Here is a 21177-nt window from a genome sequence, read left to right on the forward strand (position 1 = left end):
CAGGCGCTCCGGCCCAGCAACGCAAAGGATATCGCGATGAAGGATCTGCTCGGCCTGATGGGCAAAGCCAAGGAAATGCAGGCCAAGTTCCAGTCCATGCAGGAGGAGATCGCGCAACTCGAGGCGAGCGGGCAGGCGGGCGGCGGCATGGTCACCGTGACGCTGAGCGGCAAGTTCGAGATGAAGGCGCTGAAGATCGACCCCTCGCTGCTCAAGGAGGACGAGGTGGAAATCCTCGAGGACCTGATCCTCGCCGCCCACAACGATGCCAAGGTCAAGGTCGAGCAGGTGATGCAGGAAAAGACCCGGGAGCTGACCGCCGGCCTGCCGATCCCGCCCGGCATGAAGCTGCCGTTCTGAGACCCCTGGAAATACCGGGGCCCGCCTCGGCGGGCCGGTCCCGGAAGCCACAAGCCGGCAAAAAACGGCGCCTGCCATCATTTCGCCCGAAACTGTCTCATCTTAGCCACATCCGGGGATGTGGCGGCGACAGGAAGAGGGGACGATTTTTGATCGCCAAGCGATGGAAGACGCCAGCTTTGCTGGGCGCCGCCGGATCACTTGTGCTGCTCGCCGGCTGCAGCCAGACCACGCAAAGCCTTGCTCTGCACGACAAGACGGACACGTCGCCGTCGAAGACCTACACCTACCGCTATACGGAAAAAGACCGCGAATGCCTGCAGCGCGCGATCTTCTTCGAGGCCAACCGTTCCAGCCGTGACGGCATGATCGGTGTCGGCACGGTGGTGATGAACCGCCTCAAATCGGGCAAGCATGGCGACACGATCTGCCAGGTCGTTGGTGCGCCGCGCCAGTTCGCCCCCGGCGTGCTCAGCCGCAAGATGAATTCGAAAGCCCTGCCGGATGTGGTGGAAGCGGCCGATGCCGTGCTCAAGGGCGAGCGCCACCCGAAGATGAAGAACGCCATGTTCTTCCATACGGCCGGCCTCAAGTTCAAATACAACAACATGCATTATGTCGCGGTGGCCGGCGGCAACGCCTTCTATGAGAAGCGCGGCCGCAATTTCGAGCCGCTGCCGCCGGATTCCGAATTCCGCGTGGCCGCCGCGAGCCCGGCCGCCGCCGTGCCCCCTGTCACGACGAAGCTCCCCTCCGCCCCGGCGATCGCCAAGGAAAAGCCGGAAGCCGCGCCGGTCATGGTGGCAGCGGCCGCACCTGCGCCGCAACCTGCCGCCAAGCCGGACACGGACGTCATCACCACGGCTTCGGTGTCCGATACCGCGCAGCAGCAGCCGGTGATGGCCTTCGAGCAGACGCCGCAGGACACCAGCGCCATCGGCTCGCTGATCGTCAGCCAGGCAAGGCCGATGCCCGAATATTGAGGGCGCTCGCATTCCGCGAAACCTTGGGAAACGAAACGGTTCCCAGTTTCGCGGGACATGCTTTAAAACCCGGCTATGTCCAAGCGAATCGCCGGCCCCGAAATCGAACGTCTGATCCAGCTTCTGGCCAAGGTGCCGGGGCTCGGCCCGCGTTCGGCGCGCCGCGCGGCGCTGCATCTGATCAAGAAGAAGGACCAGTTGCTGGGGCCGCTCGCCGCCGCCATGGGCGAGGCGCTGGACAAGGTGCGCGTGTGCTCCACATGCGGCAATGTCGACACCGCCGATCCGTGCATCATCTGCAGCGACCCGCGCCGCGATCCGGCGACCCTGATCGTGGTCGAGGACGTATCGGACCTGTGGGCGCTGGAGCGCGCCTCGGCCATGAACGTGCGCTATCATGTGCTGGGCGGCACGCTGTCGCCGCTCGACGGCATCGGCCCCGACCAGCTCAATATCCGATCGCTGGTCGACCGTGTCTCCGCCGGCGAGGTCAAGGAAGTGATCCTCGCCGTCAACGCCACCGTGGAAGGCCAGACCACCGCGCATTACCTCACCGACCAGCTTTCCGGCCTCGACGTGAAGGTGACGAGGCTTGCCCACGGCGTGCCGGTGGGCGGCGAACTGGATTACCTCGACGAGGGCACTTTGGCGGCGGCGCTGAAATCGAGAACCGCATTCTGACCGGGAGGGCATCTGGATGAAGCGTGGATTGGTCGCTCTCTGTGCCGGCATTTTCGCCGTGCTGGCGCATGCCTCGCCTGTCTTGGCCGCGCCCGTCGATGACCAGTTCCGCGCCTGGCTGGCGAATGATCTGTGGCCGGAGGCGCGTTCGAAAGGCATCTCCAGAAAGACCTTCGACGCCGCCTTCGCCGGCGTGAAGCCCAATCTCAAATTGCCCGACCTCGTCCTGCCGGGCGAGAAGCCGAAGACGCCGAAGACCCAGCATCAGGCCGAGTTCGGGGCGCCCGGCGCCTATTTCGCCGAAAAGACGGTGGGCGCGGTGACGGCGGGCGGTCGCGCCCGCGCCGCCAGCCATGCCCGCACGCTGGCGGCGGTCGAGCGGCACTTCGGCGTGCCTGGCCCGGTCGTGCTGGCGATCTGGGGCCGCGAATCCGGCTTCGGCGCGGCCCGCATGCCCTATGACGCCTTCGAGGTGCTGGGCACCAAGGCGTTCATGGCCACCCGCAAGGACATGTTCCGCAAGGAGGTGCTGGCCGCCCTAGCCATGGTCGAGCGCGGCACTGTTACCCGCGGGGCGATGAAGTCGTCATGGGCCGGCGCGCTCGGCCAGCCGCAGTTCCTGCCCTCGTCCTTCCTCGAACATGCCGTGGACATGGATGGCGACGGCCGCGCCGACATCTGGAATTCGGTGCCCGACACATTGGGCTCCATCGCCAACTATCTCGTCCACCACGGCTGGCAGAAGGGCCGCGACTGGGGCTTCGAGGTGGTGGTGCCGGACAATGTGTCCTGCGCGCTGGAAGGGCCGGACATCGGCAGGCCGATCTCGAAATGGGCCGCAATGGGCATCCGGCGCGTCAATGGCAAGCCGTTCCCGGCGCATGAGGCGCGGGCCGAAGGCTTCCTTTTGATGCCGGCCGGGCGCAACGGGCCGGCCTTTATCGTCACGCCCAATTTCTACGTCCTCAAGGACTACAATATGAGCGACCTCTATGCCCTGTTCATCGGCCATGCGGGCGATCGCATCGCCTATGGCGACAAGGGCTTCGCCGGGCGCTGGGGCGCGGTGGACAAGCTCTACAGATCCGACATCGCCGGCCTGCAACGGGCGCTGGAGGCCAAGGGCTACGATGTCGGCGGCGCCGACGGCCTGCCCGGATTCAAGACGCGGCGCTCGATCGGCGACTGGCAGGCGAAGAACGGTCGCCCGGCCACCTGTTTCCCCGATGCCGGGCTGGTGCGCGCGCTGAAATAGCCCCGCTACAGACTTAAACCTATGCCGCCTTGGCCATTTGCCGGTGCACGTCCGCCAGGATTTCGAACGAGCGCAAGCGCGCCGCATGGTCGAACACCTGTGCGGTCACCATCAGTTCGTCGGCGCCGGTGCGGCGGATGAAGGCGTCGAGCCCGAGCCTCACGGTTTCGGGCGAGCCGGTGATGGCGCAGGACAGCGCATGGCCGAGCATGGCGCGCTCCTGCGCCCCAAGTTGTTCCGCATAGTTCTCCACCGGTGCCGGCAGCTTGCCGGGACGGCCGCTGCGCAGGTTGACGAAGGCCTGCTGGAGCGAGCTGAACAGGTAGCGCGCCTCGTCGTCGGTCGGCGCGGCGACCACGTTGAGGCCGAGCATGACGTGCGGTTTTTCCAGGTGCGCCGAGGGTTCGAAGCGCGAGCGGTAAAGCTCCAGCGCCCGCTCCATCTCTGCCGGGGCGAAATGCGAGGCGAACGCATAGGGCAGGCCGAGCATGGCCGCGAGCTGCGCGCCGTAGAGGCTGGAGCCGAGGATCCAGACCGGCACCTTCTCGCCCTCGCCGGGAATGGCGTGCACGCGTTGGCCTTCCGCCGCCGGTTCGAAATAGGCCATCAGCTCGACCACGTCGCGCGGGAAATTGTCGACCGAGGCGTCGAGATTGCGGCGCAGTGCCTGCGCGGTCACCATGTCGGTGCCCGGCGCACGGCCGAGGCCCAGATCGATGCGGCCCGGATACAGCGCCGACAGCGTGCCGAACTGCTCGGCGATGATCAGCGGCGCGTGGTTGGGCAGCATGATGCCGCCCGCGCCGACGCGGATCGTGCTGGTGCCCGCCGCGACATGGGCGATCACCACTGCCGTGGCGGCGCTGGCGATGCCCGGCATGTTGTGGTGCTCGGCCAGCCAGTAGCGCTTGTAGCCGAGCCGCTCGGCATCGCGGGCGAGGTCGAGCGTGTTGGCGAGCGATTGCGCGACGGTGCCGCCTTGGGTGACGGGCGACAGGTCGAGGACGGAGAGTGATGTCATGCCGGGCTTCCGTGTCAGGTTGCGCCGGATATAGGGTGCGTGCATGGCGTGCGCAAACAGGGCGCCGGAAAGTGTCGTCGCAGGGCAACATGCCAGGAATTCATGGCTGGCATGCCGTTTTGGCGCTTGAAGTCTGGCGTTTGGCCCGTATGTAAGGCACGCGAACCGATTTCAGGGAAGTAAAGTTGGCTATCTACAGGGAAAAAGACATTTTTGAGCGGCGCAATGCCGCTAGTGATGCAAAGAAGGCTCTTCTCGAGCGTTTCAAGCAGCGTCCGGCCGAAGACGATCCGCGCGTTCTCGCCCGCAAGGCCGAGCGTGAGGCCATTCTGGCCGCCCGTGCCGAGCGCGAGGCCGAGAAGGCCCGCCTGAAGCAGGAAAAGCTGGCCCGCGAGGCTGCCGAGCGTGCCGAGGCGGAGCGTATCGCCGCCGAGCAGGCCCGTATCCGCGAGGCCGAGGAAGCCGAGCGAATCGCTGCCGAACTGGCTCTCGAGGCTGAACGCAAGGCCAAGCGCGACGCGCGCTACGCCGCTCGCAAGGCCCGTGGCGGCCGCATGCCGCCGGGCTTCACCGTCCGCTGAACGCGCTATGGTCGTAAGTCCGAAGGACCGGCCCCGAACGGGGACCGGTCTTTTGGTATTTGTGGCCGAAGCGCTGCCCGGAACCGGCGTGGTCGTAAATCACCAGTGATGGCAATTCCGGTCGAGATGCAGCAGTCTCTCATCCCGGCCGGGATCGCGGGAACCGATCTGTTCGTCATCCGGACAGGCTGCGCTTCGCCGTCCGCCGACTGGCAGGAATCACGGACCGGCTATCAGGCGGCCAGTTTCAGGCCGATGATGCCGGCAACGATGAGGCCGATGCAGGCGAGCCTCGCCACGGTTGCCGGCTCGCCCAGCAGCCAGATGCCGAGCAGGGTCGTGCCCACCGTGCCGATGCCGGTCCACACCGCATAGCCGGTGCCGACCGGCAGATGCTTGAGCGCGAGCCCCAGCAGCACGACGCTTATAATCATCGACAGCGCGGTGAGAACTGTCGGCAGCGGCTTCGTAAAGCCATCGGTGTATTTGAGGCCGATCGCCCAGCCGGTTTCGAACAGGCCGGCGATGAACAGCAAAATCCAGTGCATGGAACGCTCCGTCTCGATGGCGGGTCGTCCCGACCTTGATCATGAATTTCAGCCTGCCTCAATCCGCCGATACCAGCCGGGCGTGCCAGTGGCTAATGGACCAAGCCTGAAACGGTGGGGTCGTCCCCACGGTTCGGGACATAAGTCCGGACGGAAAAAGGATCAAGGGCCGCAATCGCATCACTGCAATGCACCGGAGCAAGTCAGGATCAGGTTCGGGGCTTGAGGCCGAGCGACCGGTCCCGGCGATGCCGTGAAAGGAGCTTTCCTTGCTTCTTTGCTGCGGCGGCGGCGGATGGGAGCCTGAGGGACCCTTGCAGCTCCATCCGGCCCGACCAGTCGCCGGTGCCGCTTCAAAGGTGAAATGATCTGGTCTGCCCGTCATTCCCGGCCTCGAAATGAGCGAAGCGAATTGAGAGCGTCGGGAATCCATGCCGGACCCTTCAAACGTCACGGGATGGATCGCGGACAGCCGCCGCTTCGCTGCGGCTTCCGGGATTGTTTGATCGATATGGGGTAGGTTGAGCAGCGAGGCTGCGGGCCTGCAAACCCGCAGCCTCGGCGGCAGGCGACCGGTTCCGGGATCGGGCCGACACCCGACGTCATCAAGGTCTCTGCCGCCTTTGCACCCCCGCTTGGAGAGTTGATCGGGCCTCTGGCCCACCACCACGCCCGCAAACAATCCGAAGCCTGCAAAGGATAGCACCGTCATGACCTTCCTGCACCATGCGCCCGTCCGCTGCCTCGGTGTCGATGTCGCCAGGGACCGGCTGGCCGTCGATGACGGCATCACGGCTGCGACTGTCGCCAACAGCCGCGCAGCCATCCGCTCGCTGCTCAGGACCAGCCGCCCCGATCTCGTCGTGTGCGAACCGACGGGCGGCTACGAGTTGCTGCTCCTGGAAGAGTGCCTGAGGGCCGGCATCGCCGGCCACCGCGCCGACACGCTCAGGCTCAAGGCCTTCATCCGCTCCTTCGGAACGCTGGGCAAAAGCGACGCCATCGACGCCGCGCAGATGGCCGCCTATGGACGCGAGCGCTGGACGAAGCTGCCCTTGTGGCAGGCGCCCGACGCCGACGAGAAGCAGATGCAGGCCCTCGTGCGCCGAAGGGCCGACCTGGTCGCATTCAAGGTTGCCGAGCAGAACCGGTCACGGGCACCCGGTGCCAGGGCGATGGCCGCCTCGTTTCGGGCCATGCTCGCAACAATCACCCGGCAGATCGCGGCGCTCGAGCGGGCGATCGCCGCGCTGGTGGCGCAAAACGCGGGCCTGCGCCACCGCGTCGCCATCTGCACCGGCATGAACGGCATCGGCACGGTCAGCGCCGTGACGATCCTCGCCCTGATGCCCGAGCTCGGCCATCTCCAGCGCCGACAGGCCGCAGCGCTGGCCGGCACCGCGCCGCACCCCAACGAGAGCGGCACAGCAAGGGGCCGGCGACGCCAGCGCGGCGGCAGACCGCAGGTCAGGACCGCACTCTTCATGCCGGCCTTGCGCGCCGCTGCCGGACAAGGCGAGTTCGCCGCCTTCTACGCGCGCCTCATCGCCAACGGAAAACCACCGATCCTCGCAATCGCAGCGACCATGCGAAAGATCATCATAACCCTCAACGCAAGGCTCAGAGACAATCAAAACCATCAGAGTTGATGAAGGGAGGGAGTTGCGCTGCCAACCGGCATGGGCCGGCCGGTTCGGCGGTCGTTAGCTGCAAGTGAAAATTTTCCCCTTCTCTGCCGGGACTTCCCTCCGTTTGCGGTGAGGATACCTTTCGAAGGCCGTCTTCCCTGCGGGGCGGTAAAAGGGCTACTCCGTCAAAATCCGAAAATGTTATCGCCTACTCGGCGTCCTCGACGACGCGCAGCCGAAGCTGCCCGGTCTTCGAAGCCGCTGTGCGCGCGGTCGAGGGGCCGGTCTTTTCGTCCGCCTCATCCGCCGTGCCGCCGCCGAATTCCAGCGCCTCGATCTTCTGCCCGCGCTTCGTCACCTTGGTGCTGGAGACGAGGATGTCGTCGATATCCTTCGAGGCCTGCCCGAAATGGGTCTGCAATTTGCGCACCCGCTCGTCCAGCCGGCTCACATCCTCCATCAGGCGGATCACCTCGCCCTGGATGACGTGGGCCTGCTCGCGCATGCGGGCGTCCTTGAGGATGGCCTGGATAACCTGGATCGACAGCATCAGCAGCGAGGGCGAGACGATGACGATGCGCGCGCGGTGCGCGCGCTGCACCAGCGCCTCGAAATTCTCGTGGATCTCGGCGAACACGGATTCGGAGGGCACGAACATGAAGGCCGTGTCCTGCGTTTCGCCTTGCAGCAGGTATTTGTCGGCGATGTCGCGGATATGAACCTCGACGTCGCGGCGGAAGGCCTGTGCCGCCGCCTTTTGCGTCTCGGCCGTTTCGGCGGCGCGAATGGCGTTCCAGGCCTCGAGCGGGAATTTCGCGTCGATGACCAGCGACGGCGCGTCGTTCGGCATCTTAACCAGGCAATCCGGCCGGCTGCCGTTGGAAAGCGTGGCCTGGAACTCGTAGGAGCCCATCGGCAGGCCGTCGGCGACAATCGCTTCCATGCGCGACTGGCCGAAGGCGCCGCGCGTCTGCTTGTTGGAAAGGATCGCCTGGAGCTGCACCACCTGCCCGGCCAGCGCCTGTATGTTGCCCTGCGCGCTGTCGATGGTGGCCAGTCGCTCCTGCAATCTGGCGAGGTTCTCGTGGGTGGCGCGGGTCTGTTCGCTGATGGTCTGGCCGAGCCGCCCGCTCATGGCGTCGAGGCGCTGGCCGATCGACTGCGTCAGCTCCGCCTGCCGCGAGCCGAACACTTCGGCGATGGCGCCCATGCGGCCCTGCATCTCGGCCTGGCTGCGCAATATCTCGGCCATGCGCGCTTCCGCGTCGCGGGCATTGTCGGCCGCTTCCGCCGCGGCGGCCGCGCGCGCATTGGCCGATCGCCACAGGGCGACGACCATCGCCACCAGCAGCGCGGCGAACAGCAAGGCGCCGAACGCCAGCAACTGGCCGAGCGTGATGGTCGTGGCGCCGAGCTGGATAATGGGCAGGGAGAGGGGGCCGGGCAGGTCGTTCATCGGCGCACCATAACAGATTCGCCCCCTTCGGCCAGATCAAAACGTGAACGGATATCGATCTGCCCGGTTGACGCCGCACCGGCGAGGTCTTAGGTGAGCGCAATGACGATCAAGCCGCTCATCATCCTTCCCGATCCGTTGCTGCGCCAGATGTCCAGGCCGGTGGAGCGTGTCGACGATTCGCTGCGCAAGCTGGCCGACGACATGCTGGAGACGATGTATGAGGCGCCGGGCATCGGCCTTGCCGCCATCCAGGTCGGCCTGCCCCTGCGGCTTCTGGTGATCGACCTTGCCAAGGAGGACGAGGAGCCGGCCCCCCATGTCTTCGTCAACCCGGAAATCCTGCACAGCAGCGACGAGCGTTCGGTTTACGAGGAAGGCTGCCTGTCGATCCCCGAATATTATGCCGAGGTCGAGCGCCCGGCCACGGTGCGGGTGAAATATGTCGACCGCGACGGCAAGGCGCAGGAGATGGCTGCCGAAGGGCTGATGGCCACCTGCCTGCAGCACGAGATCGACCATCTCAACGGCGTGCTGTTCATCGATCACATCTCGAAGCTGAAACGCGACATGGTCATGCGCAAGTTCCGCAAGCTGGCGCGCGAGAAGCCGGCCGGCCGTCTCGTCGGCTGAGACCATGGCCTTGCGCGTCGTCTTCATGGGCACGCCGGATTTTTCCGTGCCCACGCTGCGCGCCATTGCCGAAGCCGGCCATGACGTCGCCGCCGTCTACACGCAGCCGCCGCGGGCGGCCGGAAGGCGCGGGCTGGAACTGACCGCGTCGCCGGTGCAGCGCGAGGCCGAAAGGCTGGGCATCGCCGTCTCGACGCCGCTGTCGCTCAAGGGAGACGAGGAGCAGCAGGCCTTCCGGGCGCTGCAGGCCGATGTGGCGGTGGTCGTCGCCTATGGGCTGCTGTTGCCGCGCGCCATTCTGGACGCCCCCCGCTTCGGCTGCCTCAACGGCCATGCCTCGCTGTTGCCGCGCTGGCGCGGTGCCGCTCCCATCCAGCGCGCCATCATGGCCGGCGACGCCGAAACCGGCGTCATGGTCATGCGCATGGAAGAGGGGCTGGACACCGGCCCGGTGGCGCTGACCAGCAAGCTGTCGATCGGGCCGGACATGACGGCCGGCGAGCTGCATGACGAATTGATGCCGGCCTGCGCGGCGCTGATGCTGGAGGCGCTGGCGAAGCTGGAAGCCGGAACGCTCGCCTTTACCCCGCAGCCGCAGGAAGGCGCGCTCTACGCCAGAAAGATCGCCAAGGCGGAAACACGGGTCGACTGGAGCTGGCCGGCGCGGGACGTGCACAATCATATACGCGGCCTGTCGCCGTTTCCCGGCGCCTGGTGCGAGTTCGAGGCGGGCGGCAAGCCCGAACGGCTGAAGCTGCTGCGCTCGACGCTGGCGGATGGTGCCGGCGAACCCGGCACGGTGCTCGACGACGGTCTCACCATTGCCTGCGGGGCCGGCGCGGTACGGCTCACCGAGGTGCAGCGGGCCGGCGCGCGCCCTGTCGCTGCGCCAGAGTTCTTGCGCGGGGCGCGGCTGTCGACGGGGATGAAGCTGTCATGAATGCCATACGTACCGCCCGCCCGGAGGATCGCGCCGCAATCCGCACCGTCGAGGAACGGGCCTTCGGCCGCACCGACGAGGCCGATCTGGTCGATGCGCTCGTCGCCGCCGGCGATGCCGTGCTCGAACTGGTCGCGGAGCGGGACGGACACATCGTCGGCCATATCCTGTTCACCCGCCTTGCCGTGGAAAGTGGGGAGCAGGACATCGATGCGGTCGCGCTCGCGCCGCTGGCGGTCCTGCCCGATTTCCAAGGCAAGGGGATCGGCAGCGCGCTGATCGTCGAGGCGCATCGGTGTTTGCGGGATCAGGGCGAAACATTGTCGGTGGTGCTGGGCGATCCCGCCTATTACGGCCGCTTCGGTTATCGTCATGACCGCGCGGCGGGGTTCGACAGCGTTTTCCAGTGCGAGGAACTGATGGCGCTGGCCTGGGGCGCCGCGCCCTTGCGCGGCCGGCTGGCCTATGCGCCGGCCTTCGGCGCCGAAGCGGGCGGCTGAGGACGTCATGCCGCGCTATCGGCTCGATCTGGAATATGACGGCGGCCCCTATGCCGGCTGGCAGCGGCAGGCCGGCCATCCTTCGGTGCAGCAGGCCATCGAAGAAGCCATTTTCAAGCTGAGCGGCGAGACGGTGTCCATTCGTGGCGCCGGCCGCACCGATGCCGGCGTGCATGCCACGGCGCAGGTCGCCCATGTCGATCTGGCCAAGGACTGGCGCGGCGACACGGTGCGCGATGCGCTCAACGCCCATCTCCAGCAGGCCGGCGAACGGGTGGCCGTCCTCAAGGCGGCACAAGTGGCCGATGACTTCGACGCCCGGTTCTCGGCGCTCGGCAGGCACTATCTCTATCGCATCTCGAACCGCCGCGCGCCGCCGGCTCTGGAAAAGGGCAAGGTGTGGTGGGTGCCGAGGCATCTCGACGCCGGGGCCATGGACGAGGCGGCCAGGCTGTTGCTCGGCCGCCACGACTTCACCACCTTCCGCTCCGCCCAGTGCCAGGCCAACAGCCCGGTGCGCACGCTCGACCGGCTCGACGTCACGCGCCTAGGCGATGTGATCGAGATCAGGGCCTCGGCCCGCTCCTTCCTGCACAACCAGGTGCGCTCCATGGTCGGCTCGTTGAAGCGGGTCGGCGACGGGGCGTGGACGGCGGCCGACCTCAAGGCCGCGCTGGAGGCCGCGAACCGGGCGGCCTGTGGCCAGGTGGCGCCGCCCGACGGGCTCTATCTGATCGGCGTTGACTACCCCGATCAGCTTCGCTGAAGCGCCAGATGCGCGCCGAGGCCGATGAGGATCGCGCCTCCCGCCCGTTCCATGAGGCGGCGCGCCGAGACCGACCGCGACAGTCTTTCGGTGAGGCTGCGCGCCAGCAGAACGCTGGCGATGTCGGCCGAGGTGAAGATCAGGTTGGTCATGGTTCCGAGGATGAGGAACTGCGCCCATACCGGAAGGGCGGCCGCCGGATCGATGAACTGCGGCAGGAAGGCCACGAAGAAGATCGCCGTCTTGGGATTCAGCACATCCACGATCACGCTTTCGATGAAGGCGCGCCGCGTCGACTTGGCCGGCATGGCCAGCGGCGGCGCGCCGTCCTCCGCCTTCTTGCGGAAGAACGAGATGCCGAGCCACACCAGATAGGCCGCGCCGGCGAGCTTCACCACGGCGTAGAGCGTGGGGACGGCATGGAACAGCACCGAAAGCCCGGCCGCGGCCGCGATCACATGCACATAGCCGCCGACATGGATGCCAAGCACCGCCATCAGGCCGCCGCGGGTGCCGCGGGCCAGCGCCTGCGCGGCGCTGTAGAGCATGGCGGGCCCCGGAATGTAGGCGAACAGCACCGCTGCGATCAGGAATTGCAGGATAGTTTCCAGTGCGGGCATGGCTTTCTCCCTCGGCCGGACCCGTCCGGCGGTTGTTCTAGCGTGGAATGACGATCCCCAGCAAAGACTGGAGGCTGAACAGGACGACCAGCGATGTGGCGAACATGCCGGCGAAGACCGCCGAGCCGACCGCGGGGCCCTTGCCGATGGCGGCATTGGTCATGCGCCAGCCCAGCACCAGCGATGCGATGAACAGGAGCAGCGCCACCAGCGTGGCCGCCTCGCCCGCCGAAGGCATGAACAGCCGCATCAGGGCGGAAGGCAGAAGCATCCAGGCAATGATGGCCGAGGCCCAGTTGCTCGCCACCACGTAGTGCACGAAGCGGTTGCCGATGCCGGCATAGGGGGCCACCAGAGCCAGCGCCACCAGCGGCAGCACCCAGCTTCCGAGATCGACCAGCGCCAGCCGCACGACCATGGAGAAGCGCCCGGAGACGATCAGCGGATCGCCGATCTCGTTGGCGACGCCGACCCAGCCGACGACCAGCGCCGGGACAGCGACCAGCAACGCCTGGAAGGAATTCCAGAACCCTTCGGCGGAAAGATCGAGCAGGCGCAGCCCGTCCGGCTTTCCCATCATCAGGCGCCAGGCGCCGGCAAGCGATGTCTGGATTTCGTCCGCCGACAGCACGTCTACCTGCTCCCGAACCAGTCGCCGATGAAGCGTCGGTAGATCTGCGTCAGCGTCTCGAGGTCCGCCAGCTGCACCCGCTCGTCGACCATGTGCATGGTCTGGCCGACAAGGCCGAACTCGACCACCGGGCAATAGTCCTTGATGTAGCGGGCATCGGAAGTGCCGCCCGAGGTGGACAGGGCCGGGTGCATGCCGGTCACCGCCTCGACCGAACGGGCCAGCGTGCCGATCAGCTTTTCGTCATGGGTCAGGAAGACATGGCTGGGGTTATCGCGCCACGCCAGCTCGAACTCGACCGGCTCCTTGCGGCCCTTGCGGTATTTGCGGCGGCGGCTGGCGGTATCGAGGCGGTTGTGGATCTCGGCCTGCAGGCTTTCCACCGTCCAGGTGTCGTTGAAGCGCACGTTGAAGGCCGCGCTTGCCCGCGCCGCGATGACATTGGTGGCCGGGTTGCCGACATCGATGGAGGTGACCTCCAGATTGGTGGGCTGGAATCGCTCGGTGCCGGCATCGAAGGGCGGGTCGAGCAGGGCGTCGACCAGCGTCATCAGCCCGCGCACCGGATTGTCGGCCAGATGCGGATAGGCGGCGTGGCCCTGCCGGCCGAGCACCGTGAGCGTGGCCGACAGCGAGCCGCGGCGGCCGACCTTGACCATGTCGCCGAGCCTTTCCGGGTTGGTCGGCTCGCCGAGCAGGCAGGCGTCCCATGCCTCGCCCCTGGCGGACGCCCATTGCAGCAGCTTGGCGGTTCCGTTGATGGCCGGGCCTTCCTCGTCGCCGGTGATCAGCAGCGAGACGGAGCCCGAAGGGCCGCCGGTTTCCTCGACATGCCTTGCAAGTGCGGCCACGAAGCAGGCGATCCCGCCCTTCATGTCAACGGCGCCGCGCCCGTACATTTCGCCATTGGCGATCTCGGCGGCGAAGGGAGGGTGCTTCCAAGCGGCCTCGTCGCCCACCGGCACCACGTCGGTATGGCCGGCGAACATCAGGTGCGGGCCGTCGCCGGCGCGGCGGGCGTAGAGGTTTTCGATGTCCGGCGTGCCGGCCTCGGAGAAGGTTGGGCGTTCCACCGCGAAGCCGAGCGGTTTCAGCATGTCCTCCAGCGCCGCCAGCGCGCCGCCTTCGGCGGGGGTGACGGAGGGGCAGCGGATCAGCTTGGCGAGGTTCTGGGCAGGGTCGGTCGGCAGCATCATGGCCAAACCGATAGAGCATTTTGCCGCCGAGTGGAATCACCTGCCGTGGCCCAAAGCCGGCAGCAACGAGCGGTCCACGGCCGGCTGCCTTTCGGGCGCCTCAGGCCGGAGCGTTGGGCTGCTTGCCGTAGCGGTTGGGGCCGGGCTGGCCGGGGAACAGGCACAGCACCAGGAAGGCGACGATCGACACGACCGGCACGAACAGGATGACGGCGATGAAACCGGTCTTGTCGAGGTCGTGCAGCCGCTTCACCGCCAGTGCGACGTTCGACCACAGCGAGGCGAGGAAGGCGACCATGAACAGCGTCGACCACATCATGCTTTCGGGCGAACCTTCCGGCGCCAGCGTGAAGCGGTAGAGCGGGAAGGCCTGCACCACCGCCACCAGCATGCCGCCGAGGAAATAGGCGGCCCGGCTGACGCGCCCGGAGACGCTGAAGAAAAGCCAGACGAATTTCGACATCTCGGGCATCCTTGGCCTTTCCGAAGCTTCGGCCGTCAGTCGCGCAGCAACTCGTTGATCGAGGTCTTGGAGCGGGTCTTCTCGTCGACGCGCTTGACGATGACCGCGCAGTAGAGGCTGGGCCCCGGCGCGCCGTTGGGCAGCGGCTTGCCCGGCATGGTGCCGGCCACGACCACCGAATAGGGGGGCACCTCGCCATAGAACACGTCGCCGGTGGCGCGGTCGACGATCTTGGTCGACTTGCCGATGAACACGCCCATGCCGAGCACCGAGCCCTCGCGCACGATGCAGCCCTCGACCACCTCGGAGCGCGCGCCGATGAAGCAATTGTCCTCGATGATGGTGGGCCCGGCCTGCATCGGTTCCAGCACGCCGCCGATGCCGACGCCGCCGGACAGGTGCACGTTCTTGCCGATCTGGGCGCAGGAGCCGACGGTCGCCCAGGTGTCGACCATGGTGCCGGCATCGACATAGGCGCCGAGATTGACGAAGGAGGGCATCAGCACCACGCCGGGCGCGATATAGGCGGAGCGACGCACCACGCAGCTCGGAACGGCGCGGAAGCCGGCCTTCTCGAAATCGACCGCGCCCCAGCCGTCGAACTTGGAGGGCACCTTGTCCCACCAGCCCGATTCGCCCGGGCCGCCCTTGACGATCTCCATCGGGTTCAGCCGGAAGGAAAGCAGCACGGCCTTCTTCAGCCACTGGTTGACGTGCCAGGAGCCGTCCGCCTGCTTCTCGGCCACACGGGCCTCGCCGGCGTCGAGCAGCCGCAGCGAGGTTTCAACCGCGTCGCGGACTTCGCCACGCGTCGAGGTCGAGATCTCGTCTCGTCGTTCAAAAGCGAGATCGATGGTGGTTTCGAGGTTTGCCAGATCGGTCTGCGGCATCTATTGCTCCTGCACAGGCTTTGAAGGGGCAGCGGTTTAACGGGATTGAAAGCCGGGCGGACCCTATTTGAAGGTATGGTGAGGGTCAACGCGGCGTGCCGCGTGGCGGGCGAGATTTTTTAAGGGTGTAGACGATGAATCCGGAAGACAAGACGGGCTGGACGCCTCTGCCGCATTCGGACGAGGACCTGGAGCGGGCGCGCAGCGCGCCCGACACGCCCCAGACCCGCGCGGCGACCTATCGCCTGGCCTGGAACGACGAGGAGTTCATGACGCGGCGCGAACTGCGCCCGGTGCGCCTCCAGCTCGAACTGCTGAAGCCGGAGATGACGCTGGCCGAACGCGGCATCCGCTCCACCGTCATCCTGTTCGGCGGCGCGCGCCTGCCCGAGCCGGGCGGCGAGGCCTGGGCGGCCAAGAACGAGACCCAGAAGCGCAATCTGGAACTGAACAGCGTCTATTACGACGAGGCGCGCAAGTTCGCCCGCCTGTGCTCGCAGCACTCGGCCGTCACCTACTACCGCGAATTCGTGGTGGTTACCGGCGGCGGACCGGGCGTCATGGAAGCCGGCAACCGGGGTGCCGACGATGTCGGCGCGCCGTCGATCGGCCTCAACATCGTGCTGCCGCACGAGCAGGCGCCCAACCTCTACGTGACGCCGGAGCTGTGCTTCAACTTCCACTATTTCGCCATCCGCAAGATGCACTTCGTCATGCGCGCCAAGGCGGTCGCGGTGTTCCCCGGCGGTTTCGGCACCATGGACGAGTTCTTCGAGACGCTGACGCTGATCCAGACCGGGCGCATGGAGCGGGTGCCGGTGATCCTGTTCGGCAAGGAGTTCTGGCACCGAGCCATCGATCTGGACTTCCTGGCAGAGCAGGGCACCATCAGCCCCGGCGACCAGGACATCATCGACTTCGTCGACACGGCAGACGAGGCCTGGGAGATCATCAAGAAATTCTACAGGCTGTGAGCGCTCACGCCATTTTCCGTGTGCCGGCCGCCACGCCCTGGGGCTCTTCCTGCGCGACATAGGGTCGGGGCCGGTGCACGAGCGTCACCAGCACGACCGATATGATCATCAGCAGGTACCATGAACCGAGCTTGCCGAACGAAACCGGCACCCATGCGTCGTGCTGGTTGGGGTAGAGCCACGCCCGCGACCATGTGCCGATGTTTTCGGCGATCCAGATGAATAGCGAGGTCAGCAGGAAGGCGACGAGAAGCGGCATTTTGTGCCGGAACCGGAACACGCGGTAGTGCATGGTCGTGCGCCAGTACAGCGCGAACGTCGCCGCGAACAGCAGCCAGCGCATGTCCCACACGAAGTGGTGCGAGAAGAAGTTGACGTAGATCGCGCCGGCCAGAACGACGGTCGTCCACAGGGGCGGATAGCGGTTCAGCCGGATGTCGAAGATGCGGTTGATGCGCGCCATGTAGGAGCCGACCGCGGCGTACATGAAACCCGAAAACAGCGGCACGCCGCCGATGCGCAAGAGGTTCTCTTCCGGATAGACCCATGAACCGGCATGGGTCTTGAACAGTTCCATCACCGTTCCCACGACATGGAAGATGAGGATGACCTTGGCTTCTTCCCAGGCCTCGAGCTTGAAGGCCAGCATGGCAAGCTGGATGACGAGGGCGGAGAGAAACAGGAAATCGTAGCGGGCGATGAAGCCGGCGCCGCCTTCCGGCCACAGCCAGCGGGTGAGGAGGATGAGGCCCAGCATCGCCCCGCCGAACAGGCAGGCCCAGGCCTGTTTCAACCCGAAGACCAGAAACTCGACCAGCGAGTCCGCGACGCGATGGCGGGGCAGGCCGGCGAGGAAACGGTGCGCGGCCTCGTCGATGCGCCTTTCCAGGCCGGTGAAATGCCTATCTGTCCGCAACTATTCTTTCCAGAAACCCGGCGAGATCGTCGGTCACGTAGTCGACGTCGTCCTCGTGGTCGGGATCGCTTTCCCAGATTTCGGAGAAGGTCGGCTCGAAATTGTTGGGAACGACGAGAACCGTGGTCATGCCCATCTTTTTCGGCACCGCGAGGTTGCGGGCGATGTCCTCGAACGTCACCGCCTTCTCGCCGATGACGGAATGCAGGGCGGTGAACTTCTCGTAGGTCTTGAGGGAGGGCTTGGGGGTCAGTCCGGCCGCCACGATGTCGAAGATGTCGTCGAAATGGTCGAGGATGCCGAGCTGGCGCGCGGCGCGCTCGGCATGGGTGCGGTCGCCATTGGTGAAGATGAACCGGCGGCCGGGAAGCTGGCGGATGGCCGCGCCCAGCACCGGGTCCGGCACCAGCCAGGAATAGTCGATGTCGTGCACCTTCATCAGGAAGTCGTCGGGATCGATGCCGTAGCGGTTCATCAGCCCGTTGAGGGTGGTGCCGTATTCGCGGTAGAGGTCCTTTTGCAGCTTGCGCGCATCCTCGCGCGACAGCGTCAGGAGTTCCGACACATAGGCCGTCATGCGCACGTCGATCTGTGAGAACAGATTCGTGTGGTGGGGGTAGAGCGTGTTGTCGAGATCGAAGACCCAGTCGGTGACATGGGCGAATCGGGAGGGGTCGAGTGTCTGGGTCATAGGGGGCTTTATGGCATGAAAATGGCGCTATGGCTGCTCATTCATCGGCGGTTCAGGGACGGTCGGGCCCATAGCGGATTATCTGGGATTTGCATCCGGCAGGAAACGCAAATTTCAGGTTTTGGGGCTTAATGGGCGCGACCGGGGGTTGAGTATGGCGCTGGTGATCTTCAAGGCATTCTGGACGGCGATCGCTTCGGCGGCGGCTTCGGTGCTGCTCGCCCTGCTGGTGCTGCCGTTCTTCGGCGCCACGCTCGGCTCGCTGGGCCTCATGATGTGCATCGTGTGCCCGCTGGTCATCGCCTGGCCAGCCAGCGCCTACATGTTCTGGCAGAACGACAAGCTGCAGGCGGCGCATCGCGAGCTTTCGCGCGCCCATGCCCAGCTTGCCGCCGCCCACCGCCGCCTCGCCGAAAAGGCCCGCCACGACGACATGACCGGCATGCTCAACCGCGAGAGTTTCTTCGGCGTGCTGGAGCGGGCGCGGCGCAAGACCGATTCGGGCGCCCTGCTGATCATCGACGCCGACCACTTCAAGTCGATCAACGACCGCTTCGGCCACCTCACCGGGGACGAGGCCCTGCTCCAGATCGTCGCCGCCCTGCGCGGCGGCGTGCGCAGCGGCGATGTGCTGGGCCGCATCGGTGGCGAGGAGTTCGCGGCCCTGCTGGTCGGGGCCAGCGAGGAGGAGGCGATCCGCATCGCCGAGCGCATCCGCCGGCAAGTGGAGGCGATCCGCTTCCGCGTCGAGGGCGACCGCGTCATTCCGCTGACGGTGTCGATCGGCGGCACCCTGTGCGCGCCGGGCGCGACCGTGTCCGAGCTGATGCGCAGCGCCGACCGGCGGCTCTACGAGGCCAAGAACCGCGGCCGCAACCTCGTCATCTTCGGCAGCGGCGGGAAGGACGAGACCGAAGCGGCCTGACATCGGGCCGCTTCAGGCTTCCTGGCCGGTCAGGGCACGATCAGCGTGCCGGCGCCGTGCTCGGTGAACAGTTCCAGCAGCACCGAATGCGCCGTCTTGCCGTTGAGGATGACCACGCCCTCGACGCCGCGTTCGATGGCCTCGATGCAGGTTTCGACCTTGGGGATCATGCCGCCCGAAATGGTGCCGTCGGCAATCAACTTGCGCGCCTGCGACACCGTCAGCTCGTCGATCAGCTTCTTGTCCTTGTCGAGCACGCCGGGCACGTCGGTGAGGAACAGGAGGCGCGAGGCGCCCAGCGCGCCGGCGATGGCGCCGGCGAAGGTGTCGGCGTTGATGTTGTAGGTGTGGCCATCGCGGCCGGGGGCGACCGGGGCGATCACGGGGATCATCTCGGAGCGGGCGAGCAGGTCGAGCAGGGTGCGGTCGACCTCCACCGGTTCGCCGACGAAGCCGAGGTCGAGCACGCGCTCGATGTTGGAATCCGGGTCCTTGATGGTCTTGCGCGCCTTCTGGGCGAAGACCATGTTGCCGTCCTTGCCGCACAGGCCGATGGCCCATTCGCCCTCGGCGTTGATGAGGGCGACGATCTCCTTGTTGATCGAGCCGGCCAGCACCATCTCGACGATCTCGACCGTCTTCTGGTCGGTGACGCGCAGGCCGCCCTCGAACTTCGATTCGATGCCCATGCGGGTCAGCATCGAGCCGATCTGCGGCCCGCCGCCATGCACCACGATGGGGTTGACGCCCGACTGCTTGAGCAGCGCGATGTCACGGGCGAAGGCGCGGCCGAGTTCGGTGTCGCCCATGGCGTGGCCGCCATATTTCACCACCACGGTCTTGTTCTCGTAGCGCTGCATATAGGGCAGCGCCCTGGAAAGAAGTGCTGCCTGCATTTCGGCGTTGGCGGCCATTTCCGTCATCGGTCAGTTCCCGTCACTGGAGGAATTGGCGCGTCTTAGCCGGAAACCGGGGCGCGGGCAAATCTCCTTGAAACTTGCCCGCGCCGTTCTTCATGCCTTGCCGGAGGCTGCCGCGGGCCGGGCCTTGCCGTTCCAGGCCCTGATCGCCATGGCGAGCGCCAGTGCGGCGACCAGCACGGTCGCCAGCCCGTAGCTGGCCAGCGCGCCCTGGTCGAAGGCGGTCCGTGCCGCCTCGGTCAGCCGTGCGGCCGCGTCGGGCGGGAGGGATTCGGCGGCGAGCAGCGCCTGGTCGATGCTGTCGCGGACCAGCGGGCCGGCCTGTATGCCCGCCGGCGGCACCAGCGACAGGCTGTAGATGGCGGCCAGCAGGCTGCCCAGTATGGCGACGCCGAGGGTGCCGCCCAGCTCATAGGCCACCGATTCGACCGAACCCGCCATGCCGGCCCGGTCCTCCGGCGCGCTGATCATGATGGCGGTGGACGCGACCGACATGGTCCCGCCGGCACCGAAGCCCAATATGGCCAGGATCGTCGCCTGCCAGACCAGAGACATGTCGCCCGACAGGGTGAGCAGGCCGAGCCCGAGGCCGGTCAGGGCCATCATGGCGGCCAGCATGCGCTCCACGCCGACCCGCATGAGCACGGCGCCGACCGTCGGGCCGGCGAGGATGGCGGCGATGGCGATCGGCAGCAGGAACAGGCCGGCCTGCAGGGGCGTGTAGCCGCGCGAGAGCTGCAATTGCTGGCTGAACACGAACTCGACGCCCATCAGCGCAAGGCTGGCGATCAGCGCCGCCACCGTGCCGGTCGCGAAGCGCGCATTGCGGAACAGCGCGAAATCGATCAGCGGCGAGGGCAGGCCCTTCTGGCGGCGGTGGAACAGCCAGCCGAACAGCACGCCGATGCCGGCGGCGGCCAGCGCCTGCACCAGGTCCGGGTCGGGCTTCATCGCCTCCTTCAGCGCGTAGATGAGGCCGACCAGCGCGACGGTGACGAGCGCCGACGTCCACAGGTCCCAATGCCGTTCGGGATTGCCGGGGTGGTCGGGAACGTAGAGGCGGGTGAGGACCAGGGTGGCCAGCACCACCGGCACGTTGATGAGGAACACCGATCCCCACCAGAAATGCGCCAGCAGCGCCCCGCCGATCAGCGGGCCGATGGCCGCCGCGCCGGAGGCGATGGAACCCCAGATGCCGATAGCGATGGCCCGCTCGCGGTCCTGAAGGAAGGTCAGCCGCAACAGGGAGATGGTGGCCGGCATCATCATCGCCGCGCCCACGGCAAGCAGCGAGCGGGCGGCGATGAGCAGCGTGGCGCTGGGGGCAAAGGCGGCGGCCAGCGAGGCGAGGCCGAAGACGACCAGTCCCCACATGAACACGCGGCGGTGGCCGATGCGGTCGCCCAGCGTGCCGAAGCCCGGCAACAGGCCCGCCATGACCAGCGAATAGGCGTTGATCATCCAAAGCTTCTGCGAATTGGTCGCGTCGAGATCGTGGACGACGCGCGGCAGGGCCGTGTGCAGCACCGTCATGTCGATGCTGACCATGAACAGGGCGCTGGAGACGATTGCGAGAACCATCCATCGGGAGGTCATGAT

The 21177-nt window shown here is 66.6% G+C and carries 24 protein-coding genes; 12 read left to right on the forward strand and 12 right to left on the reverse strand.

Features of this window, described 5'->3' with window-relative positions; all coding sequences use genetic code 11:
- Positions 1 to 36: 36 nt before the first annotated feature.
- From ACVCNR_RS11615 to ACVCNR_RS11630, 4 genes are all read left to right on the forward strand, one after another.
- Positions 37 to 360 carry a YbaB/EbfC family nucleoid-associated protein gene (locus tag ACVCNR_RS11615; RefSeq protein WP_354194635.1) on the forward strand — a complete coding sequence of 108 codons (324 nt, stop codon included), beginning with the start codon at positions 37 to 39 and terminating at the stop codon, positions 358 to 360.
- Positions 361 to 509: 149 nt separating this feature from the next.
- A complete protein-coding gene (locus ACVCNR_RS11620; protein ID WP_354194637.1) occupies positions 510 to 1343 on the forward strand; it encodes a cell wall hydrolase in 834 nt (277 codons plus the stop codon).
- A 75-nt stretch (positions 1344 to 1418) separates the two neighbouring features.
- A complete protein-coding gene (recR, locus tag ACVCNR_RS11625) occupies positions 1419 to 2024 on the forward strand; it encodes a recombination mediator RecR (protein WP_354194639.1) in 606 nt (201 codons plus the stop codon).
- Between the two features lie 16 nt (positions 2025 to 2040).
- Entirely contained in the window at positions 2041 to 3279 is a 1239-nt protein-coding gene (locus tag ACVCNR_RS11630; protein WP_354194641.1) for a lytic murein transglycosylase, read from the forward strand.
- Positions 3280 to 3298: 19 nt separating this feature from the next.
- Here ACVCNR_RS11630 and ACVCNR_RS11635 read toward each other — a convergent pair whose 3' ends face one another.
- Complete coding sequence (locus ACVCNR_RS11635; RefSeq protein WP_447074916.1) at positions 3299 to 4300, reverse strand: LLM class flavin-dependent oxidoreductase; 1002 nt, start codon at positions 4298 to 4300, stop codon at positions 3299 to 3301.
- A 185-nt stretch (positions 4301 to 4485) separates the two neighbouring features.
- Between ACVCNR_RS11635 and ACVCNR_RS11640 the strand changes: the two genes are divergently transcribed.
- A complete protein-coding gene (locus ACVCNR_RS11640; RefSeq protein ID WP_354194645.1) occupies positions 4486 to 4881 on the forward strand; it encodes a DUF6481 family protein in 396 nt (131 codons plus the stop codon).
- A gap of 233 nt (positions 4882 to 5114) precedes the next feature.
- Here the strand turns inward: ACVCNR_RS11640 and sugE are convergent, their stop codons facing one another.
- Positions 5115 to 5429: a quaternary ammonium compound efflux SMR transporter SugE gene (gene sugE / locus ACVCNR_RS11645; RefSeq protein ID WP_447074917.1), complete on the reverse strand. Its 315-nt coding sequence runs from the start codon at positions 5427 to 5429 to the stop codon at positions 5115 to 5117.
- Between the two features lie 710 nt (positions 5430 to 6139).
- On the opposite strand from sugE, the gene ACVCNR_RS11650 reads away from it, so the two are divergent.
- Positions 6140 to 7078 (forward strand): transposase, encoded by a 939-nt coding sequence (locus ACVCNR_RS11650; RefSeq protein ID WP_447074918.1) that lies wholly within the window; start codon positions 6140 to 6142, stop codon positions 7076 to 7078.
- Positions 7079 to 7265: 187 nt separating this feature from the next.
- Here the strand turns inward: ACVCNR_RS11650 and ACVCNR_RS11655 are convergent, their stop codons facing one another.
- Positions 7266 to 8513 (reverse strand): DNA recombination protein RmuC, encoded by a 1248-nt coding sequence (locus ACVCNR_RS11655; protein WP_447074919.1) that lies wholly within the window; start codon positions 8511 to 8513, stop codon positions 7266 to 7268.
- A gap of 102 nt (positions 8514 to 8615) precedes the next feature.
- Between ACVCNR_RS11655 and def the strand changes: the two genes are divergently transcribed.
- From def to truA, 4 genes are read left to right on the forward strand one after another with little or no spacing between them, the layout of a single operon-like run.
- Complete coding sequence (gene def / locus ACVCNR_RS11660; RefSeq protein WP_354194651.1) at positions 8616 to 9146, forward strand: peptide deformylase; 531 nt, start codon at positions 8616 to 8618, stop codon at positions 9144 to 9146.
- A gap of 4 nt (positions 9147 to 9150) precedes the next feature.
- Positions 9151 to 10086 carry a methionyl-tRNA formyltransferase gene (fmt, locus tag ACVCNR_RS11665; RefSeq protein WP_447074920.1) on the forward strand — a complete coding sequence of 312 codons (936 nt, stop codon included), beginning with the start codon at positions 9151 to 9153 and terminating at the stop codon, positions 10084 to 10086.
- Positions 10083 to 10586: a GNAT family N-acetyltransferase gene (locus ACVCNR_RS11670; RefSeq protein WP_354194655.1), complete on the forward strand. Its 504-nt coding sequence runs from the start codon at positions 10083 to 10085 to the stop codon at positions 10584 to 10586. Before fmt ends, ACVCNR_RS11670 begins: the two co-directional genes overlap by 4 nt.
- A gap of 7 nt (positions 10587 to 10593) precedes the next feature.
- Positions 10594 to 11352 (forward strand): tRNA pseudouridine(38-40) synthase TruA, encoded by a 759-nt coding sequence (gene truA, locus ACVCNR_RS11675; protein ID WP_447074922.1) that lies wholly within the window; start codon positions 10594 to 10596, stop codon positions 11350 to 11352.
- On the opposite strand, the gene ACVCNR_RS11680 is transcribed toward truA, so the two are convergent.
- The 5 genes from ACVCNR_RS11680 to dapD form a co-directional block, all read right to left on the reverse strand.
- Complete coding sequence (locus tag ACVCNR_RS11680; protein ID WP_447074923.1) at positions 11340 to 11972, reverse strand: LysE family translocator; 633 nt, start codon at positions 11970 to 11972, stop codon at positions 11340 to 11342. The genes truA and ACVCNR_RS11680 overlap by 13 nt on opposite strands.
- 37 nt (positions 11973 to 12009) lie before the next feature.
- The gene (locus ACVCNR_RS11685) at positions 12010 to 12603 is read right to left on the reverse strand and encodes a transporter (RefSeq protein ID WP_447074924.1); all 594 of its coding nucleotides are present in this window, start codon (positions 12601 to 12603) and stop codon (positions 12010 to 12012) included.
- Positions 12604 to 12605: 2 nt separating this feature from the next.
- Entirely contained in the window at positions 12606 to 13799 is a 1194-nt protein-coding gene (dapE, locus tag ACVCNR_RS11690) for a succinyl-diaminopimelate desuccinylase (RefSeq protein ID WP_447074926.1), read from the reverse strand.
- A gap of 100 nt (positions 13800 to 13899) precedes the next feature.
- On the reverse strand, positions 13900 to 14271 hold the full coding sequence (locus tag ACVCNR_RS11695) for a DUF805 domain-containing protein (protein ID WP_447074927.1): 372 nt from the start codon (positions 14269 to 14271) through the stop codon (positions 13900 to 13902).
- A gap of 26 nt (positions 14272 to 14297) precedes the next feature.
- Positions 14298 to 15152, reverse strand: a complete 855-nt coding sequence (dapD, locus tag ACVCNR_RS11700; protein WP_447074929.1) for a 2,3,4,5-tetrahydropyridine-2,6-dicarboxylate N-succinyltransferase — start codon at positions 15150 to 15152, stop codon at positions 14298 to 14300.
- Between the two features lie 134 nt (positions 15153 to 15286).
- Here dapD and ACVCNR_RS11705 point away from each other — a divergent pair, with 134 nt between their 5' ends.
- Entirely contained in the window at positions 15287 to 16126 is an 840-nt protein-coding gene (locus tag ACVCNR_RS11705; RefSeq protein ID WP_354194669.1) for an LOG family protein, read from the forward strand.
- 4 nt (positions 16127 to 16130) lie between these two features.
- Here the strand turns inward: ACVCNR_RS11705 and ACVCNR_RS11710 are convergent, their stop codons facing one another.
- Positions 16131 to 17042, reverse strand: coding sequence for a DUF817 domain-containing protein (locus ACVCNR_RS11710; protein WP_447074930.1), 912 nt, complete (start codon positions 17040 to 17042; stop codon positions 16131 to 16133).
- Positions 17029 to 17733 carry a pyrimidine 5'-nucleotidase gene (locus ACVCNR_RS11715; protein ID WP_447074931.1) on the reverse strand — a complete coding sequence of 235 codons (705 nt, stop codon included), beginning with the start codon at positions 17731 to 17733 and terminating at the stop codon, positions 17029 to 17031. The genes ACVCNR_RS11710 and ACVCNR_RS11715 overlap by 14 nt, the downstream gene beginning before the upstream one ends.
- A gap of 154 nt (positions 17734 to 17887) precedes the next feature.
- Here ACVCNR_RS11715 and ACVCNR_RS11720 point away from each other — a divergent pair, with 154 nt between their 5' ends.
- The gene (locus ACVCNR_RS11720) at positions 17888 to 18658 is read left to right on the forward strand and encodes a GGDEF domain-containing protein (protein WP_447074933.1); all 771 of its coding nucleotides are present in this window, start codon (positions 17888 to 17890) and stop codon (positions 18656 to 18658) included.
- Positions 18659 to 18687: 29 nt separating this feature from the next.
- On the opposite strand, the gene argB is transcribed toward ACVCNR_RS11720, so the two are convergent.
- On the reverse strand, positions 18688 to 19581 hold the full coding sequence (argB, locus tag ACVCNR_RS11725; RefSeq protein ID WP_354194677.1) for an acetylglutamate kinase: 894 nt from the start codon (positions 19579 to 19581) through the stop codon (positions 18688 to 18690).
- 90 nt (positions 19582 to 19671) lie between these two features.
- Complete coding sequence (locus ACVCNR_RS11730) at positions 19672 to 21174, reverse strand: MFS transporter (protein WP_354194679.1); 1503 nt, start codon at positions 21172 to 21174, stop codon at positions 19672 to 19674.
- Positions 21175 to 21177: the final 3 nt, after the last annotated feature.

This window comes from Aquamicrobium terrae (genome assembly GCF_052978165.1).

Bases quoted from the DNA above. Each gene is read 5' to 3' on its own strand.
- ACVCNR_RS11615 (WP_354194635.1), top strand. From the start codon at position 37: ATGAAGGATCTGCTCGGCCTGATGGGCAAAGCCAAGGAAATGCAGGCC.
- recR (WP_354194639.1), top strand. From the start codon at position 1,419: ATGTCCAAGCGAATCGCCGGCCCCGAAATCGAACGTCTGATCCAGCTT.
- ACVCNR_RS11630 (WP_354194641.1), top strand. From the start codon at position 2,041: ATGAAGCGTGGATTGGTCGCTCTCTGTGCCGGCATTTTCGCCGTGCTG.
- ACVCNR_RS11635 (WP_447074916.1), bottom strand. From the start codon at position 4,300: ATGACATCACTCTCCGTCCTCGACCTGTCGCCCGTCACCCAAGGCGGC.
- sugE (WP_447074917.1), bottom strand. From the start codon at position 5,429: ATGCACTGGATTTTGCTGTTCATCGCCGGCCTGTTCGAAACCGGCTGG.
- ACVCNR_RS11650 (WP_447074918.1), top strand. From the start codon at position 6,140: ATGACCTTCCTGCACCATGCGCCCGTCCGCTGCCTCGGTGTCGATGTC.
- ACVCNR_RS11655 (WP_447074919.1), bottom strand. From the start codon at position 8,513: ATGAACGACCTGCCCGGCCCCCTCTCCCTGCCCATTATCCAGCTCGGC.
- def (WP_354194651.1), top strand. From the start codon at position 8,616: ATGACGATCAAGCCGCTCATCATCCTTCCCGATCCGTTGCTGCGCCAG.
- fmt (WP_447074920.1), top strand. From the start codon at position 9,151: ATGGCCTTGCGCGTCGTCTTCATGGGCACGCCGGATTTTTCCGTGCCC.
- ACVCNR_RS11670 (WP_354194655.1), top strand. From the start codon at position 10,083: ATGAATGCCATACGTACCGCCCGCCCGGAGGATCGCGCCGCAATCCGC.
- truA (WP_447074922.1), top strand. From the start codon at position 10,594: ATGCCGCGCTATCGGCTCGATCTGGAATATGACGGCGGCCCCTATGCC.
- ACVCNR_RS11680 (WP_447074923.1), bottom strand. From the start codon at position 11,972: ATGCCCGCACTGGAAACTATCCTGCAATTCCTGATCGCAGCGGTGCTG.
- dapE (WP_447074926.1), bottom strand. From the start codon at position 13,799: ATGATGCTGCCGACCGACCCTGCCCAGAACCTCGCCAAGCTGATCCGC.
- ACVCNR_RS11695 (WP_447074927.1), bottom strand. From the start codon at position 14,271: ATGCCCGAGATGTCGAAATTCGTCTGGCTTTTCTTCAGCGTCTCCGGG.
- dapD (WP_447074929.1), bottom strand. From the start codon at position 15,152: ATGCCGCAGACCGATCTGGCAAACCTCGAAACCACCATCGATCTCGCT.
- ACVCNR_RS11705 (WP_354194669.1), top strand. From the start codon at position 15,287: ATGAATCCGGAAGACAAGACGGGCTGGACGCCTCTGCCGCATTCGGAC.
- ACVCNR_RS11715 (WP_447074931.1), bottom strand. From the start codon at position 17,733: ATGACCCAGACACTCGACCCCTCCCGATTCGCCCATGTCACCGACTGG.
- ACVCNR_RS11720 (WP_447074933.1), top strand. From the start codon at position 17,888: ATGGCGCTGGTGATCTTCAAGGCATTCTGGACGGCGATCGCTTCGGCG.
- argB (WP_354194677.1), bottom strand. From the start codon at position 19,581: ATGACGGAAATGGCCGCCAACGCCGAAATGCAGGCAGCACTTCTTTCC.
- ACVCNR_RS11730 (WP_354194679.1), bottom strand. From the start codon at position 21,174: ATGACCTCCCGATGGATGGTTCTCGCAATCGTCTCCAGCGCCCTGTTC.